Below are 16,400 nucleotides of genomic sequence, written 5' to 3' on the forward strand. Positions count from 1 at the left end.
ATGCCCGGCCGGGCATCCCTCGTTCTGATAGCACCGGGGCCGCACCGAAACAGTCCACAAAGGACAACAGGCCCAGCACTGTCAGGTTGGGGGATGCTCAACCGGGCGTCCCTTCCCTACCGTCCGAATCCGGGCCCGCCGCACGCGAGCGGGACCACCCGCGTCGGCACCAGGAAGGGATGGCCATGACCGCCACCGCCAAGCCTTCGGCCAAGCCGGTCGACCTCTTCTCACCGGAAGTGGTCGCCGACCCGTTCGGCTGGTACGCGCGGTTGCGCGAAGAGCCGTTGCCCCACACCGGGACGCTGAACCTCGGCACCATGATGGGCGGGCCGGACATGTGGCTGGCCACCCGCTACGAGGACGTCCTCACGGTCCTCACCGACCCGCGCTTCCTCACCAACCCGCCGGAAGACTCGCCGCTGGCCGACATCCGCGACGGCGTCTTCAAGGCGATGAACTTCCCCGAAGACCTCATCCCGTGGATGGCCAACAAGCTGAACACCGCCGACGGCGAGGACCACACGCGGCTGCGCAAGCTGGTCTCGTACGCGCTGACCGGGCGCCGCGTCAACGCGCTGCGCCCGCGCGTCGAGAAGATCACCGAGGACCTGCTCGACAAGATGGCGGAGCAGGGCAAGGACGGCTCGGCGGTCGACATCGTCGAGGAGTTCTGCTTCCCGCTGCCGGTCACGGTCATCTGCGAGCTGGTCGGCATCGACGAGCCCGACCGCGCCGCCTGGCACGCCTGGGGCAACGCGATGGCGACCATGGACGGCCCGAACATCCCGCCCGCCCTGCGCACGTGCATCGCCCTCTCGCGGGAGCTGATGGCCCGCCGGCGCGTCGAACCGAAGGACGACCTGGTCACCGCGCTCGTGCAGGCCCAGGCCGAAGACCCGAGCCGGGTTTCCGACGACGAGATCGTCGGGATCCTGTTCAGCCTGGTGACGGCCGGGCACCAGACGACGACCTACCTGATCGGGAACTCGGTGCTCTTCCTGCTGGAGCACCCCGACCAGCTCGCGCGGCTGAAGGCCGAGCCGGCGCTGTGGGCGCAGGCCGTGCGCGAGCTGCAGCGGCTGGGCCCGCTCCAGTTCACGCAGGCGCGCTTCCCGTCGGAGGACGTCGAACTCGGCGGCGTCACGATCCCGCGGGGGACACCGGTCGCGCCGCTGCTGCTGGCCGCCAACACCGACCCGCGCAAGTTCGACGAGCCGGACAAGCTGATCATCGACCGGCTGAGCGTCGCCAACGAGATGCACCTGTCCTTCGGCAAGGGCATCCACCGCTGCCTGGGCCAGCACCTCGCCTACCAGGAGGCCGAGGTGGCGCTGCACGGGCTGTTCACCCGGTTCCCGGACCTGGCCCTCGCGGTGCCGCGGGAGGAGATCCCGTGGATCCTGCGGCCGGCGTTCACCCGGACCAAGACGCTCCCCCTGAAGCTCGTTTAGCTCCCCGCGAAAGGCGATCCGCCGTGCACCGACCTGACGCCGAAAAGTGGTTACGCCGGTTCGAGCGGGCACCGGACGCGCGAGCGCGGCTCGTGTGCCTGCCCCACGCCGGCGGCTCGGCCAGCTTCTTCTTCCCGCTCGCCAAGGCCCTCGCTCCCGCGGTGGAGGTCCTGGCGGTCCAGTACCCGGGCCGCCAGGACCGGCGCCACGAGCCGCCCGTCGACAGCATCGGCGGGCTGACCAACCGGCTCCTCGAAGTGCTGCGCTCGGTCGACGACCGGCCGCTGGCCCTGTTCGGGCACAGCATGGGCGCGATCATCGGGTACGAGGTCGCGGTGCGGATGCCCGACGCCGGGCTGCCCGCACCGGTGCACCTGTTCGCGTCCGGGCGGCGGGCGCCGTCGCGCTACCGCGACGACGACTTCCGCGGCGTTTCGGACGACCGGCTCGTCGCCGAGCTGCGGAAGCTCGGCGGTTCCGACGCGGCCATGCTCGCCGATCCCGAGCTGCTGGCCATGGTCCTGCCCGCGATCCGCAGCGACTACCGCGCGGTCGAGACGTACCGGCACGAGCCCGGACGGCGGCTGGACTGCCCGGTCACGGTGTTCACCGGCGACCGCGATCCGCGGGTGTCGGTCGAGGAGGCCCGTGCCTGGGAAGAGCACACCACCGGGCCGGCGGAGCTGCGGGTGCTGCCGGGCGGCCACTTCTTCCTGGTCGACCAGGCCGCCCCGATCATCGCGACGGTGACGGAGAAGCTGGCCGGCCCCGCGCTGACCGGATCCACGGGGAGGAACTCGTGACACGAGCCGCTGTCCGGCGGGCACTGGCGCCCAGCGAGAGCGTCCACGCCGCCCGGGAGGCCTACATCGGGTACACCGTGCACGCCGAGGGCCGGCTCGATCCCGAGGCGCTGACCACGGCGTTCGAAGCGGTCTGCCGCGCCTATCCGCAGCTCTCGGCCCGGGTCGAGTTCACCGACGAAGGCGCGGTGCTCGCCGAGTCCCACTCGCGGCCGGAAATCCGGTTCGCCGACGGCGACCCGTCCCGGCCGCTGGCGGGCCTGGACCTCGACCAGAGCCGCTCGCTGAGCGCGCTCAACGTCGTCCGCGACGGCGACGAAGCCAGTGTCTGCCTGGCGATCCAGCACAGCGTCGCCGACGCCCACCACGCCACCGCGATCCTCTCGGCGCTGTGGTCCTGCTACACCGACGTCGTCGAGGGCGTCCCGCTCGACCCGGTCCGGCACCCGTACCCGCGGTCGCTGGAAGACCTGCTGGCCGAGCGCGGCATCCACGCGAGCGGCCCGGCGGCACCACTGGCCCCGCCGCCCGCGGAGAACCGGCCGGACCCGGTCGTCCGGCACGTCGTCCAGCACCGGCTGACCGAGGCCGAAACGACGGCGCTGGCGAACCTCGGCCACCGCGAGAAGGTGACGATCAACGGCCTGGTGTCGGGCGCGGTCCTGCTCGCCGAGGCCGAGCTCCGCGACCTGCCGCTGACCGACCTCGTCTACCGGTACTCGGTGAACCTGCGCAGCAGGCTGACGCCGCCGGTCGGCGCGACCGAGGGCACGAACGTGCTCGGCGGCGTCGGGTTCAAGGTGACCGACGGGATCCCGCACGACGCCGTCGCGATCGGCCGGGCGATCGGCGCGCAGCTGCGGGCCGGCCTGGCCGACGGTTCCGTGCAGCGCAGCATCCTGGACATGTTCAGCAAGCCCGCCGCCGCGAAGCCGTGGGACCCGAAGCTCGCCCTCGCCGTGGTCAGCATCATGAACTGGGGCGTCGCCCCGCCGATGCGCACCCCGGACGGCCTGCGGCTGACCAACCTGCACTCCGCGTCCCGGATGCGGGAGACCATCGCGCTCGGCGGCTACGTGCTGAGCACGTTCGGCGGCCGGGCGGGCATCGACCTGGGCTGGCCCGAAGGCGATCCGTCGCTGCCGCAGCGGGTGGACCGCGTGCGCGAACGGCTGGCCCGCCTGACTCGTGAGCTGTGACCCTGTGAGGTTCCCTTGACGGACACGGACGTCGTCATCGTCGGCAACGGCCCGATCGGCGCCACCCTGTCGGTGCTGCTGGCCCAGCGCGGCTGGCGGGTGACGGTGCTCGAACGCCGGCCCCGGCCGTACAAGCTGCCACGGGCGACCAGCTTCGACGGCGAGACCGCCCGGCTGCTGGCCGCCACCGGCATCGGGCCGGACCTCGGGCGGATCACCGCGCCGGCCAACGGCTACCAGTGGCAGACCGCCGACGGGCGGACGCTGCTGGACATCGCCTTCACCACCGAAGGCCGGTACGGCTGGCCGGACGCGAACACCATGCACCAGCCGGCGCTGGAAGAGCTCATCGCCGCGCGGGTGCGGGACCTGCCGGGGATCACCGTGCTGCGCGGACACGAAGTCGTGGCCATCGCCGACGGCGACGCGCTGGTCCAGGTGACCGCGACCGACGCCGACGAGGTGTCGCGGACCATTTCGGCGCGGTGGGTCGTGGGGTGCGACGGCGCGAACAGCTTCGTGCGCGAGCACCTCGACGTGCCGGTGACCGACCTCGGCTTCTCCTACGAGTGGCTGCTCTGCGACGTCCAGCTGAACGAGCCGCGCGAGTTCGTCCCGACGAACGTGCAGATCTGCGACCCGGCGCGGCCCACGACGCTGGTGGGCAGCGGTCCCGGCCGCCGTCGCTGGGAGTTCATGCGGCTGCCGGGCGAAAGCGCGGCCGAGCTGAACAAGGACGAGACGGCGTGGCGGCTGATGGCGCCCTACGGCGTCACCCCCGAGACTGCCACCCTGCTGCGCAGCACCACCTACATCTTCCAGGCCCGGTGGGCCGACCGCTGGCGGGTGGGGCACGTCCTGCTGGCCGGCGACGCGGCGCACCTGATGCCGCCGTTCGCCGGGCAGGGCATGTGCTCCGGCATCCGCGACGTCACCAACCTGGCGTGGAAACTGGACCTCACGCTCCGCGGCCTGGCTTCGGAGTCCCTTTTGGACAGTTACGGGGACGAGCGCCGGGAGCAGGCCCGGGAGGCCATCCTGGCGTCGGTCCAGCTGGGCCGGGTGATCTGCGTGACGGACCCGGCGGCCGCCGCCGAGCGGGACGCGACCGTGCTGGCCAACCGCCGCGGCAAGCCCGCGGGCCGTCCGGAACCGGCGAAACCGCTGAGCGGCGGGCTGCGGCACGAAAGCCCGGGCGCGGGGGTGGTCGTGCCGCAGGGCCGGGTGCGGGTGGGCGACGCGACCGGGCTGTTCGACGACGTCGTCGGCCGGGGTTTCGTGCTGCTGACCACCGAGGAGGCCGGCTCGGAGTTCCTCGCCGAGATCGGGACGCACGTCGTCCGGCTGGACGGCACCGTGGACGTCGACGACGTCTACCGGCCGTTCCTGGCCCGGTTCGGGGCGGCTTCACTGCTGGTGCGGCCGGACTACCACGTCTTCGGCACGGCCGGCCCGGGCGGGCTCGAAGCCCTGGTCGACGACCTGCGCAACCGGCTGCGCGCCGCGGTGCCGACCGGCTGAGCCCGGACACGGCGAAGGGGGCCGGTCCCGCAGGACCGGCCCCCTTCGCCGGTTCAGAAGCTGCGCATCCCGGCCATCAGGCTGCGCAGTTCCACCGTCAGGTAGTTGCTGTGCGACAGCAGGGACATCAGCTGGCTCAGCGTCGTCCAGAGGAACCGGTCGTCGGGCTCGGGGGCGAAGTCGTCCTCGACCTCGATCACCAGGTAGCGGTTCTGCGCGTGGTAGAACCGGCCGCCTTCCTCGGAATGGACGACGTCCAGCCGCACGCGTCCGGTCGAGGCCGCGAGCGCGTAGTCGAGGTACGGCGGGCGGTACTCCGCCGGTGCGTCGGCGTAGTTGCCGGGCTGGCAGTGCACGGTCGCGGTCAGCTCGGCGATGTTGAGCGTGCCCGCGTCGCTGCGGGCCTGCACCAGGGCGTGCAGCGTGCCGCCGATCCGCTTGACCAGCAACGCGAGCAGGCCCGACTGCCGGGGCGCCACCAGCGGCTGGGTCCACGCGGTGACCTCGCGGTTGCTGGCCTCCACGGACACCGCGACGACGTCGAAGTACTTGCCGTCGCGGTGGTCGATGACGTCGTGGCCGAGCTGCCAGCCGTCCTCGGCGATCTCCTTGAGCGGCACCCGGCGCTGCACCAGCTCCTGGCGGGCGCGCACCTCGGTGAGCCAGCTGAGGATGTGCCCGGGTTCGTGCAGGGCCCGGCCGCGGCCGGACAGCGACCGGTGGACCGCTTCGACGAACGAGCCGTCGCCGGCGAGCCGGTCGTCCGGTCGTGCCAACGCGGGCGGGACGCACGCGAGGACGGTCCGGGAGTCCATGTTCACCATGTGGTCCAGCCGCAGCAGGCGCCGGATCTGGTCGAGCGTCAGCCAGCAGAAGTCCTCGTCCAGCGGGACGTCGTCGTCGGTCTCCACGACGATGTTGCGGTTGCGCTTGTGCAGGAACCAGGAGCCCTGCTCGGACTGCAGCCCGTCGAACAGCACGCGGCCGCGGGAGCCGGGCCGGAAGTACTCCATGTACTTGGTGGCCGCGCCGCCGTGGACCTTCATGTAGTTGCTGCGGGTGGCCTGCACGGTCGGCGAGATCTGCAGGCCGTTGATGTTGCCCGGCTCCATCTTCGCCTGCATCAGGCAGTGCGGGACACCGTCGAACCGCTTGACGAGGATGCCGAGCACGCCGATCTCCGGCTGCACGATGATCGGCTGGGCCCATTCGCTCACCCAGGGCCGGTCGGTGCGCACCCGCAGGCCCTCGACGGAGAAGAACCGGCCGCTCGCGTGCACCAGGTTGCCGGTGTCCGGCTCGAAGTCCCAGCCCGACAGGTCCGCGAACGGGATCCGGTCCACCCGGAAGCTGTTCGCGCGGGCCCGCGCGTTGAACCAGGAGTGGAAGTCCGCCATGGACATGACCGCGTCTTCGGAGCGTCCGTCCCGGGCCGTGTCCTCGTGAATCGCGCTGTGGACCACGTCACTCCCCTTCCTCGGCGTCCGGCGAGCGTAGGACGGCCATCCCCCGGCGGGCATCCCCCGACCTGATAGGACGGTCGATCGCTATCAGGACGAGGGATGCCCGGACCCGCGCGGCCGTCCTAGCGTGAAGACTCCGACGATGCCCGAACCGCGCGAAGGAGATCCGGTGGCCCCACTGCGCATCGGGATCATGGGGTGCGCGAGCATCGCCCTCCGGAAGCTGCTCCCGGCCATGGCGGCCGCACCCGGCACGGAGATCGCGGCGATCGCCAGCCGGGACGCCGGCAAGGCCGCGGAAACCGCCCGGGCCTATGGCTGCCGGCCGGTCGAAGGCTATGCCGCGCTGCTGGACCTCGACGACGTCGAAGCCGTCTACCTCCCGCTGCCGAACTCCGCCCACGCCGGCTGGATCGAGCGGGCGCTGGCCGCCGGCAAGCACGTGCTCGCCGAGAAACCCTTGACCACCAGCGTGGCGCAGACCCGTGCGCTGATCGAAGCCGCGCGGGCGGCCGGGCTCGTGCTGATGGAGAACGTCATGTTCCTCCACCACAGCCAGCACGGCGCGGTCCGGGAACTGCTCGCCGACGGCGCCATCGGGGAGCTGCGCGCGTTCCACGCCGCGTTCGCCGTGCCGGCCCGCCCGCCCGGCGACATCCGGCACCGCGCCGAGCTCGGCGGCGGTGCCCTGCTGGACACCGGGGTCTACCCGGTGCGCGCGGCGATGTCCTTCCTGGGCAGCGAAATCGACGTCGTCGGCGCGGTGCTCACCCGGCGCCACGGCCGGCCGGTCGAGTCGGCCGGGCACGCCCTGCTGTGCACCGGCGACGGCGTGAGCGCGTCCGCGACCTTCGGGATCGACCACGCCTACCGGTCCGGCTACGAGCTCTGGGGCAGTGAAGGCCGGCTCGTCCTCGACCACGCCTTCACCCCGCCGGCGGACCACGTCCCGGTCATTCGACTGGAACGGCGGTCGAAGGCCGAGGAGCTCCCGCTGCCGCCCGACGACCAGGTGGCGAACACCCTGGCCGCCTTCGCGGCCGCCGTCCGTTCGGGACGGCTCCCCGACAACGACGACGTGCTGCGGCAAGCCGTGCTCGTCGACGACATCCGCACCAAGGCGAGGCTCTACGTCGATCACGCCACCGAGCCGGTGGGCTGAGGCCAGGAGGAATTCGATCGTGACCACGACCGCGCAGAAAGCGCCGTCCCAGCTGCTGGCGGCCCGGCTGCAGATCCCCCCGATCCCCTACAGCCACGCCGCCGGGTCGTGGGTGTACGCCTCCGACGGCACGCGCTACCTCGACGGCGCCAGCGGGATCGTCAACGTGAACATCGGCCACGCCCACCCCACGGTGGTCGAGGCACTGCGGGACCAGGTCGGGATCTGCACCTACGCGAGCCCCGGCACGTTCGCGCCCGACCTGATGGAACAGCTGGCCGCGGCCACCGCGCGGGCGGTGCACCGGCCGGACGACCGGGTCATGTTCACCCCCACCGGCACGCACGCGACGGAATCCGCCATCGCGCTGGCCCGGCTGGTGCAACGCGCCCGCGGCGAAGAGGGCCGGCACAAGATCCTGACGTCGTCGCTGGGCTACCACGGCAACAGCGCGTTCGTGCTCGCGCTGTCCGGCCACCGGTCGCGGCGGCCGCACGAGGACGACAGTTTCGGCCTCGCCCCCGCGTTCAACCCGCCCTACCCCGGCCAGCACCTCGACTGCCCGTTCCCCGCCTGCCGCGTCGAGTGCGTGCGGGCGGTGCGCGACGCGATCGTCGCGGCCGGCCCGGAGACCGTCGCCGCGGTGCTGATGGAACCGGTCAACGGCACCACCGGCGGCGGGTACGTCCCGCCGGCCGGGTACCTGAAGGCGCTGCGCGAGGTCTGCGACGAGTTCGGCGTCCTCGTCATCCACGACGAGGTCCTCACCGGGCTGGGCCGCACCGGGCTCCCCCTGGCTTCGCACCACACGCCGGGCTCGGCGGCGGACATCGTCACGCTGTCGAAGGGCCTCGGCGCGGGGTACGTCCCGCTGGCCGCCACGATGCTCTCGCCGAACCTGGCCGAGGACATCATGACCAGCGGCAAGTGGCTGCCGCTGATGGGCACGATGTCGGCGACGCCGCTGCAGGGCCGGGCCGGCTTGGCGGTGCTGTCGGTGCTGGAGGACCTCGGTGCCCTCGACCGCGACGAAGTCCGCGGCGCGGCCCTCGGCCGGCTCGTGGCCGACGCGGTGCGCGGCCAGTCGGTGGTGACCGACGTCCGCGGGCTGGGCTACTTCTTCGGCATCGAGCTGGCCGCCGGGACCCTCGGCGACGTCATGCGGATCACCCGGAGCAAGGGGCTGCTGCTGTACCCGTACGTCGGATTCCGCCCCGACCGCACGGGGGAAGGTTTGCTGGTGGCCCCGCCGCTGAACGCGTCCGACGCCGACCTCGACTTCCTCGGCGAGACGCTGCGCACGGCACTGACCCAGCTGAGCTGAGCACGGGAAAAGGCCCGGGACCGCGGTCCCGGGCCTTTTTCCGTTGCGAGCGGTTCAGGAAGCGGCGGCCGCCTCGGTCAGCCGGACGCGGGTGGCCCGCAGCGCCAGGCACTCCTCGTACCGCGGCAGCAGACCCAGCTCACCGGCCTCCCGCAGCGTCGGCGCGGCCGCGTCCCGCTCGGACAGGATGGGCTCGCCCGGCAGGTTCAGCGGCAGGCCGATCTCGGGGTCGAGGGGCTGCACGGTGAGCACCTCCGCCGGCCGGTAGAGGTCGGACAGCAGGTACTGGACGCACGTGTCGTCCTCGAGCGCCACGAAGGCGTGCCCGAGGCCTTCCTCGACGTAGACCGCCGTGCCGCCGTGCTGGTTGAGCACGATCATGTCCCACTGGCCGAACGTCGGCGAGCCCGTCCGCACGTCGACGACGAAGTCGAGCAGCGAACCCCGCAGGCACGTGACGAACTTGGCCAGGCCGGGCGGGGTCATCGCCCCGTGCACGCCGCGGACGACGTTGCGGCAGGACGTCGAGACGTTGGTCTGCAGGAACCGCGGCCGGTACCCGAGCGCCTCGGTCAGCACGTCCTCGCGGTAGACCTCGAAGAAGTCGCCGCGGCCGTCACCGAAGGACTTGGACGAGACGAGGTGGGCGCCGTCGATGGCGAGCGGCCGTACGGTCATGCTCCGGGTCGTGACGCTGCCCATGTCCGGTCAGGACGCTTCCCGGACGAGCCGCTCGATGCGCAGCGCCACCTCGTTCGGCGACGGCAGGGCGGCGATCTCCCCGGCGAGCCCGCGCGCGGCGGCGGCGTAGGACGGGTCGGCGACCAGCTCGCCGCACGTCTTCGCGATCACTTCGCTCGTGGCTTCCTCCGGCGAAAGCACGGCCGCGGCGCCGGTTTCGGCGAGCCGGCGGGCCATGTCGCAGGCGCGGTACTGGTTGGGGTCGGGGATGAGCACCTGGGGGACGCCGTGGGTCAGCCCCGTCATCATCGTGCTGCCGCCGGTCTGGTGCACCAGGACGTCACAGGTGGGCGCGACGACGTCCAGCGGGATCCAGCCCGCCCGCACGTTCTTCAGCCGCTCGCGCAGTTCCGGCAGGGCGTCCTCGGTCACGGCGACGACGACTTCGGCGTCCAGCGTCGCGATCTGCTCGACGACGCCCTGCAGGAAGTCGTACTGGTTGTAGCTCGCGACCCCGGTGCCGACGGTGACGCCGATCCGGGTGCCGGCGCCCTTCGTGTACATCCACGGTTCCACGATGGCCTGCGAGTTCCCCGGGACCCACCGCATCAGCTGCGCCGAAGCGGCTTCCGCCGGCAGCAGGCTGGGCGGCGCGATTTCGATCGTCATGGCGGGCTCGGGCAGGCCGGTCAGGCCGAGCTCGGTCAGCTGGTCGCGCAGCTGCTCCTCGGCGCCCGAATCCATCAGCTCCGGGCTGTGGATGTCCCAGGCGTGGCGCACGTAGGGCACGCCCAGGTGGGCGGCGAGCAGGGGCCCGGCGTAGGAGGTGACACCGCTGATGATGACGTCCGGGCGCCAGTCCTTGCTGAACGCCAGCAGGGCGTCGAGGGTCACGTACTCCATGTGCGCGTACCAGCGGCCCGCCATGATCTCGCGTTCCCGGGGGTCCTGGGGCACGTGGGTCAGGCCGCTCTCGGCGATGATCTGCCGCGGGGACACCCCTTCGGCGGTGGTGCGCACGGCGGACAGCCCGACGCCGGTGATCGTGTCGAGCATTTCGTCGACCGACGCGGTCGTCATGACCTGGTGCCCGGCGTTGCGCAGCGCGTTCGCGAGCGGGACGTGGCTGAACACGGTCGACGGGGCTACCCCGGCAAGATTAAGAACCTTCACAAGATCGTCCTCCCAGGGCTGGCTCGTGGTCGGCTCCAGCTTGCCCACGCGGGTGCCCGGGGCCATCACCAACGCGGGTAGTCTCCGCCGCTCGCCCGGCACGGCCCTACCACGTTGGGGGATGCCGCTCGATCCCGGCGCTTCTAGCGTGACTTGTGCGTTAGCCCGCGACAAACCCGCACTCGTCCGTAGGGAATCGATACGACATGGTCGACTCAGCCCGATCGGACCTGCTGGCGCAGGTCCGCGACTACCACGACGCGCAGTCCTCCGGGCCGGCGCCGTTCATCCCGGGGCAGACACCGATCCTGTCGTCCGGGGCCGTGCTGGACGCCGCCGACCGCGAAGCCCTGGTGGCCGCCGCGCTCGACCTGCGCATCGCCTCCGGCACCATCGCGACGAAGTTCGAATCGTCCTTCGCCCGGAAACTCAAGCGGCGCAAGGCGGTGCTGACGAACTCGGGCTCGTCGGCGAACCTGCTGGCGCTGAGCACCCTGACCTCGCCGACGCTGGGCGACGAGCAGCTCAAGCCGGGCGACGAGGTCGTCACGGTCGCGGCCGGCTTCCCGACCACGGTGAACCCGATCCTGCAGAACGGCATGATCCCGGTGTTCGTCGACATCGAGCTCGGCACGTACAACACGACGGCCGAACGGGTCGAGGCGGCGATCTCCCCGCGCACCCGCGCCATCATGATCGCGCACACGCTGGGAAATCCGTTCCCCGTGGCGGAAGTCGCCGAGCTCGCCAAGCGGCACGACCTGCACCTGATCGAGGACAACTGCGACGCCGTCGGCTCGACCTACAACGGGCAGCTCACCGGCACGTTCGGCCGGTTCTCGACGGTCTCCTTCTACCCCGCCCACCACCTGACCATGGGTGAGGGCGGCATGCTGCTGTCCTCGGACATCAAGCTGGCCAAGCTGGCGAAGTCGTTCCGCGACTGGGGCCGCGACTGCTGGTGCGAGCCCGGCGAGGACGACCGCTGCCTGAAGCGGTTCGACCTGCACCTCGGCACGCTGCCGGAGGCCTACGACCACAAGTACGTCTTCTCCGAGGTCGGCTACAACCTCAAGAGCACCGACATCCACGCCGCGCTCGGGCTGAGCCAGCTGGCGAAGCTGCCGGACTTCATCGAGGCCCGCAAGCGCAACTGGCGCCAGCTGCGCGAAGGCCTGGACGGCCTGCCCGGGCTGCTCCTGCCGGAGGCGACGCCGGGCAGCGACCCGAGCTGGTTCGGCTTCATCATCACCGTGCAGCCGGACGCGGGCTTCGACGTCCCGGAGGTCGTCGACCACCTCGAAGCGCGCAACATCCGCACCCGGCGGCTGTTCGCCGGCAACCTGACCCGCCACCCCGCCTACATCGGCAAGCCGCAGCGCATCGCCGGCCCGCTGACCAACAGCGACATCGTCACCGAGCGGACGTTCTGGATCGGCGTCTACCCGGGGATCACCACGGAGATGATCGAGTACGTGATCGGCACGCTCAAGGAGTTCGTCGCCACGCACTGACCGCGCGAGCGTCCACAACGGACTGTGCGCTACCGGATCCAACACGAAAGGAAGAACCCATGACCACCACTGCCGAGACTTCGGCCGAACCGGTCGACCTGTTCTCCCCGGAAGTGGTCGCCGACCCGTGGGGAGCGCACGCCGCGGTCCGCGAGGCACCGACGCTGCAGATCGGCGGCTTCATGGGCGGGCCGCCGATGTACCTGGCTGCCCGCTACGAAGACGTGCGCCAGGTCCTGATGGACCAGCGGTTCCAGTGCAACCCGCTGGCCGACTCGCCCGCCGAGGACATCCGCAACGGCGTGTTCCGGCACCTGGACATGCCGGAGGAGCTGATCCCCTGGCTGAAGAACCTCATCAACGCCTCCGACGGCGAGGAGCACGCCCGGCTGCGCAAGCTGGTCTCCTACGCGCTCACCGCGCACCGGGTCGGCAAGTTCCGCCCCCGCGTCGAGGCCCTCACCGCCGAGCTGCTCGACAAGCTGGAAGCCGAGGGTGGCGACGGCACGCCGGTCGACCTCGTCGACAAGTACTGCTACCCGCTGCCGGTCACGGTGATCTGCGAGCTGGTCGGCGTCGACGAGGAAGACCGCCCGCAGTGGCGCGCGTGGAGTGACGCGATGGCCACCCTGGACGGCAAGCGGCTGCCCGAGGAGGTCCGCAAGACCCTCATCGCCGCCCGCGGGATGATCGAGCGGCGGCGGGCCGAGCCGAAGGACGACATGGTCACCGCGCTCGTCGAGGCGCAGGCCAAGAACCCCGGCATCGCCACCGACGACGAGCTGGTCGGCATCCTGTTCAGCCTGGTCACCGCCGGGCACCAGACGACGACCTACCTGATCGGCAACTCGGTGCTGGCCCTGCACGAGCACCCGGACGAGCTCGCGCGGCTGAAGGCGGACCCGACGCTGTGGCCGCAGGCCGTGCGCGAGCTGCAGCGCCTGGGCCCGATCCAGTTCGGCCAGCCGCGGTTCGCCACCGAGGACATCGAGGTGGGCGGCACGGTGATCCCGCGCGGGATGCCGATCGTGCCGCTGATCATGGCGGCCAACAGCGACCCGCGGAAGTTCCCCGAGCCGGAGAAGCTGAAGATCGACCGGCTCGCCGTCGGCAGCGAGAGCCACCTCGGCTTCGGCAAGGGCATCCACCGCTGCCTCGGCCAGCACGTCGCCTACCTGGAGGCGGAGGTGGCGCTGCGCGGGCTGTACACGCGGTTCCCGGACATGACGCTGGCGGTGCCGCGCAAGGAGATCCCGTGGATCCTGCGGCCCGGCTTCACCCGCACCAAGGACCTCCCGGTGCGCCTTGTCGCACCGAAGTCCTGAACGGGGAAGCCATGCGTACGCCGAATGTGACCAAGGTGTGCTCGTTGTCCGACCTCGGTGACCGGAAGCCGTTCGCCGTCAAGGTGGGGGACGTCCCCGTCGTGCTGGTGCGCGACGGCGACGAGGTGCACGCCCTGCGGGACGAGTGCTCGCACGCGTTCCAGCGCCTGTCGGAGGGCGAGGTGACCGACAAGGGCATCGAGTGCTGGATGCACGGCGCGTGCTTCGACCTGCGGACGGGCGAACCGTCCGTCGCGCCCGGCACCGAACCGGTGGACGTCTACCGGGTGCACGTCGAGGGTGACGACGTGTTCGTGGACGCCGGCACCGCGGTCAACTGATCGACCCGCGAAGGGCCGTTCACGGGTTTCCCGTGAACGGCCTTTTTCGTGGGCACGAAAAAGGGCTTCGCCTGGCGAGAAACTGCCGCTCGACCGCCTGCAGAACAGTCCCGACGCGGCACGGGCCGTCCCTTCGGCGGGCGTCTCGAGCGAGGAATCGTTCCTGAGTGGGCAGCCTCGTCGTTCGCAGCGTGAAAACGATCATGCCCGGCTCGTCGTCACCGGTTCCCCTTTTCAACCCGGGGATCGGGAGACGGCGAGCCGGGCATGGGCGAGCCCGCGGCTTCGTCACGGGCTCCGTCGATGTGCTAAGCCTGGGCCGCGCCCTTTAACCGGACCGGGAGGCGCTTGAGCCGCCACGAGCCGGGCATGTTGCCGCGGTCCAGGTCCTCCGGCGGGCCGGTCAGCTCCATGTCCGGGAAGCGGTTGATCAGGCCGGCGAACGCCACCTCGAACTCCTGCTTGGCCAGGTGCGCGCCCAGGCAGTAGTGCAGGCCCGCGCCGAAGCCGACGTGCAGTTCGCGCTGTCCGTCGGTCTGGCGGCGGATGTCCAGGCGCATCGGGTCCTCGAAGTGGCGCGGGTCGTAGTTGGCCGCCACCAGCATGCCCATCGTCTTCTCACCCTGCTTGATCTTCGCGCCGGCGATCTCGACGTCCTCGACCGCGTGCCGGAACTGCGTGCTGTGCAGCGCGCCGCACCAGCGCAGCAGCTCGTGGACCGCCCCCGGCATCAGCTCGGGTTCGGCGCGCAGGGCGGCCAGCTGGTCGGGGTGGGTGAGCAGGGCGATCATGCCGTTGCCGATCGTCTGCGCGGTGTTCTCGGTACCGGCCAGCACCAGCGTCAGCACCATGGTGATCAGCTCGGTCTCGGTGAGGCCGCCGCCGTCGTCGTCGTGCGCGTTGATCAGCCCGGTCAGCAGGTCGTCGGCGGGCTCGGCGCGGCGCAGCGCGACCAGTTCGGTGATCTGGTCGACCATGCCGCGCATCGGCTCGTTCTGGGCGCCCGGAACCAGCGAGAACGCGTCCTTGCCCCACTGCCGCCACTGCGGCCAGTAGCGCTCGGGAATGCCGATCAGCTGGCAGATGACGTTGATCGGCAGCTTGTAGGTGAAGTACTCGAGGAGGTCGACGACACCGATGCCGTCCTCGTCGTCCACGGCCGCCTGCCGCTCCAGGTCGTCCAGCAGGCGCGCGGTGATCTCCTCCACCCGGGGGCGCAGGTCGTTGACGCGCCGCGCGGTGAAGGCCCGCGAAACCAGCCGGCGCAACCGGACGTGGTCGTCGCCGTCGGCGTCGAGCAGGCTGCTGGTGAAGATCTTGATGTACTTCTCTTCGAGCCCCAGCGCCTCGACCAGCTCCTGGTGGACCTTTTCGACGTCCGCACCGGGCACGCTGCCCGGGTTGTTCGCGAACCGCTTGTCCGCCAGCATCTCCTTGACGTCGTCGTAGCGGGTGAACAGCCACAGCGGCGTGGTCGAGCCGGGCCACAGGGCGCGGACGACGCGGCCCTCCTCGCGCAGCCGCGAGTAGCCCCCGAACGGATCGCGGAGCAGCTCCGGATCGTTCATGTCGAGGGGACAGGTCCCGCTGCTGCCGGTGTCCACGGGGCAGGTCTCGCTGCTGGTATCCATGTTTCCCCTCCCGAGGGGCGGTCAGGTGAAGTGTTGCTGCGCGGAGGAAGTCCCGCCAAGATTCGCCCAGCCGTCACTCCGGAACCATTACCCACGTGGGTAGTTCAGGGCGCCTTTCACCTGGTAGAGCCCCTGAATCGCGATCTCGGGCGGGGTTTTGCGCGAGATGTCCGTAGTGTCCTTTTCTGCCAGGACTCTCCACTCCGGACAGCCGGGAAAGTTTCCGGAAACGAATCGGCCGCGAACCACGCCTCTCGCGAGAGACACGGTTCGCGGCCGATGCAAAGTCGGGCCCCCAGTCGGTGGTTCAAGCCACCGGCTGTGCTCAGAACCTCTTCGTCACTGCCCTGCCGGAGCCTGCGCGGCCCACAGGACGTCGCCCTCGATGTGGGACAGGCGCCAGCCGTCCGGCGTTTTGGTGGCTTCGTAGCGCATCAGGGAATTGACCGTCGTCGTGGGCTGGGGGCCCAGCTTGCCCTGCGGCGTCTTGCTGCTGCCGATGAGCTGGTCGACGAACGCCCGCACGGTGGCCTTGTCGCCGTTCACGTCGACGAGGACGTTGGTCACGACGTGCTGGGCGCGGTCCTCCTGCTTGGCCGCTTCCGCCGTCTGGGCGATGACCTTGTCGCGCCCGGTGGTGGTACCGAAGGGCGTCTTGACGACGACTCCGTCGGCGAGCACCGTGTTGAGCTTGTCGAACTGCCGGTCTTCCATGTCGGCGTAGAACCGGTAGATCTGCTGGGTGATCTCGCCTCGGTCGTCGGTCTTGGGTGCGTCCGCGCCGGACGCGCTGCCGGCACCGCAACCCG

At 71.0% G+C, this 16,400-nt stretch carries 14 protein-coding genes; 9 read left to right on the top strand and 5 right to left on the bottom strand.

The window, feature by feature from the left end; translation table 11 throughout:
* Nucleotides 1–179: 179 nt before the first annotated feature.
* The 4 genes from CCN39_RS42050 to mhpA are packed head-to-tail and all read left to right on the top strand — an operon-like array spanning nucleotide 180 to nucleotide 4,977.
* Nucleotides 180–1,454 carry a cytochrome P450 gene (locus tag CCN39_RS42050; RefSeq protein ID WP_086852060.1) on the top strand — a complete coding sequence of 425 codons (1,275 nt, stop codon included), beginning with the start codon at nucleotides 180–182 and terminating at the stop codon, nucleotides 1,452–1,454.
* 23 nt (nucleotides 1,455–1,477) lie between these two features.
* On the top strand, nucleotides 1,478–2,257 hold the full coding sequence (locus CCN39_RS42055) for a thioesterase II family protein (RefSeq protein WP_086852062.1): 780 nt from the start codon (nucleotides 1,478–1,480) through the stop codon (nucleotides 2,255–2,257).
* Nucleotides 2,254–3,456, top strand: a complete 1,203-nt coding sequence (locus tag CCN39_RS42060) for a phthiocerol/phthiodiolone dimycocerosyl transferase family protein (protein ID WP_086852064.1) — start codon at nucleotides 2,254–2,256, stop codon at nucleotides 3,454–3,456. The genes CCN39_RS42055 and CCN39_RS42060 overlap by 4 nt, the downstream gene beginning before the upstream one ends.
* A gap of 15 nt (nucleotides 3,457–3,471) precedes the next feature.
* A complete protein-coding gene (gene mhpA, locus CCN39_RS42065; RefSeq protein WP_086852066.1) occupies nucleotides 3,472–4,977 on the top strand; it encodes a bifunctional 3-(3-hydroxy-phenyl)propionate/3-hydroxycinnamic acid hydroxylase MhpA in 1,506 nt (501 codons plus the stop codon).
* 53 nt (nucleotides 4,978–5,030) lie between these two features.
* Here mhpA and CCN39_RS42070 read toward each other — a convergent pair whose 3' ends face one another.
* On the bottom strand, nucleotides 5,031–6,440 hold the full coding sequence (locus CCN39_RS42070; RefSeq protein ID WP_086852068.1) for an NDP-hexose 2,3-dehydratase family protein: 1,410 nt from the start codon (nucleotides 6,438–6,440) through the stop codon (nucleotides 5,031–5,033).
* Between the two features lie 169 nt (nucleotides 6,441–6,609).
* Between CCN39_RS42070 and CCN39_RS42075 the strand changes: the two genes are divergently transcribed.
* Together CCN39_RS42075 and CCN39_RS42080 are read left to right on the top strand one after the other, a co-directional pair.
* Complete coding sequence (locus CCN39_RS42075; RefSeq protein WP_086852070.1) at nucleotides 6,610–7,602, top strand: Gfo/Idh/MocA family protein; 993 nt, start codon at nucleotides 6,610–6,612, stop codon at nucleotides 7,600–7,602.
* A gap of 19 nt (nucleotides 7,603–7,621) precedes the next feature.
* Nucleotides 7,622–8,926, top strand: coding sequence for a class-III pyridoxal-phosphate-dependent aminotransferase (locus CCN39_RS42080; RefSeq protein WP_086852072.1), 1,305 nt, complete (start codon nucleotides 7,622–7,624; stop codon nucleotides 8,924–8,926).
* Nucleotides 8,927–8,980: 54 nt separating this feature from the next.
* Here CCN39_RS42080 and CCN39_RS42085 read toward each other — a convergent pair whose 3' ends face one another.
* Nucleotides 8,981–9,604 (bottom strand): dTDP-4-dehydrorhamnose 3,5-epimerase family protein, encoded by a 624-nt coding sequence (locus CCN39_RS42085; RefSeq protein ID WP_086852082.1) that lies wholly within the window; start codon nucleotides 9,602–9,604, stop codon nucleotides 8,981–8,983.
* A 30-nt stretch (nucleotides 9,605–9,634) separates the two neighbouring features.
* Nucleotides 9,635–10,846, bottom strand: a complete 1,212-nt coding sequence (locus tag CCN39_RS42090; protein WP_244211252.1) for a glycosyltransferase — start codon at nucleotides 10,844–10,846, stop codon at nucleotides 9,635–9,637.
* A gap of 140 nt (nucleotides 10,847–10,986) precedes the next feature.
* On the opposite strand from CCN39_RS42090, the gene rfbH reads away from it, so the two are divergent.
* Genes rfbH through CCN39_RS42105 form a run of 3 tightly spaced genes read left to right on the top strand, consistent with a single transcriptional unit; the run spans nucleotide 10,987 to nucleotide 13,960 of the window.
* Nucleotides 10,987–12,294 (top strand): lipopolysaccharide biosynthesis protein RfbH, encoded by a 1,308-nt coding sequence (gene rfbH / locus CCN39_RS42095; RefSeq protein ID WP_086852074.1) that lies wholly within the window; start codon nucleotides 10,987–10,989, stop codon nucleotides 12,292–12,294.
* A gap of 59 nt (nucleotides 12,295–12,353) precedes the next feature.
* The gene (locus CCN39_RS42100; protein ID WP_086852076.1) at nucleotides 12,354–13,619 is read left to right on the top strand and encodes a cytochrome P450 family protein; all 1,266 of its coding nucleotides are present in this window, start codon (nucleotides 12,354–12,356) and stop codon (nucleotides 13,617–13,619) included.
* Between the two features lie 11 nt (nucleotides 13,620–13,630).
* Entirely contained in the window at nucleotides 13,631–13,960 is a 330-nt protein-coding gene (locus tag CCN39_RS42105) for a non-heme iron oxygenase ferredoxin subunit (protein ID WP_086852078.1), read from the top strand.
* A 308-nt stretch (nucleotides 13,961–14,268) separates the two neighbouring features.
* Here CCN39_RS42105 and CCN39_RS42110 read toward each other — a convergent pair whose 3' ends face one another.
* Nucleotides 14,269–15,591 carry a cytochrome P450 family protein gene (locus CCN39_RS42110; RefSeq protein ID WP_244211253.1) on the bottom strand — a complete coding sequence of 441 codons (1,323 nt, stop codon included), beginning with the start codon at nucleotides 15,589–15,591 and terminating at the stop codon, nucleotides 14,269–14,271.
* 339 nt (nucleotides 15,592–15,930) lie between these two features.
* A partial coding sequence (locus tag CCN39_RS42115) for a nuclear transport factor 2 family protein (RefSeq protein ID WP_086852080.1) occupies nucleotides 15,931–16,400 on the bottom strand: 470 nt, incomplete at its 5' end.

It is taken from the genome of Amycolatopsis kentuckyensis (assembly GCF_002155975.1).
Classification (GTDB): Bacteria; Actinomycetota; Actinomycetes; order Mycobacteriales; family Pseudonocardiaceae; genus Amycolatopsis; species Amycolatopsis kentuckyensis.

Excerpts from the sequence above, each read along its gene's own strand:
- CCN39_RS42050 (WP_086852060.1), top strand. The coding sequence starts at position 180 with ATGGCCATGACCGCCACCGCCAAGCCTTCGGCCAAGCCGGTCGACCTC.
- CCN39_RS42085 (WP_086852082.1), bottom strand. The coding sequence starts at position 9,604 with ATGACCGTACGGCCGCTCGCCATCGACGGCGCCCACCTCGTCTCGTCC.
- CCN39_RS42090 (WP_244211252.1), bottom strand. The coding sequence starts at position 10,846 with ATGGCCCCGGGCACCCGCGTGGGCAAGCTGGAGCCGACCACGAGCCAG.
- rfbH (WP_086852074.1), top strand. The coding sequence starts at position 10,987 with ATGGTCGACTCAGCCCGATCGGACCTGCTGGCGCAGGTCCGCGACTAC.
- CCN39_RS42100 (WP_086852076.1), top strand. The coding sequence starts at position 12,354 with ATGACCACCACTGCCGAGACTTCGGCCGAACCGGTCGACCTGTTCTCC.
- CCN39_RS42105 (WP_086852078.1), top strand. The coding sequence starts at position 13,631 with ATGCGTACGCCGAATGTGACCAAGGTGTGCTCGTTGTCCGACCTCGGT.
- CCN39_RS42110 (WP_244211253.1), bottom strand. The coding sequence starts at position 15,591 with ATGGATACCAGCAGCGAGACCTGCCCCGTGGACACCGGCAGCAGCGGG.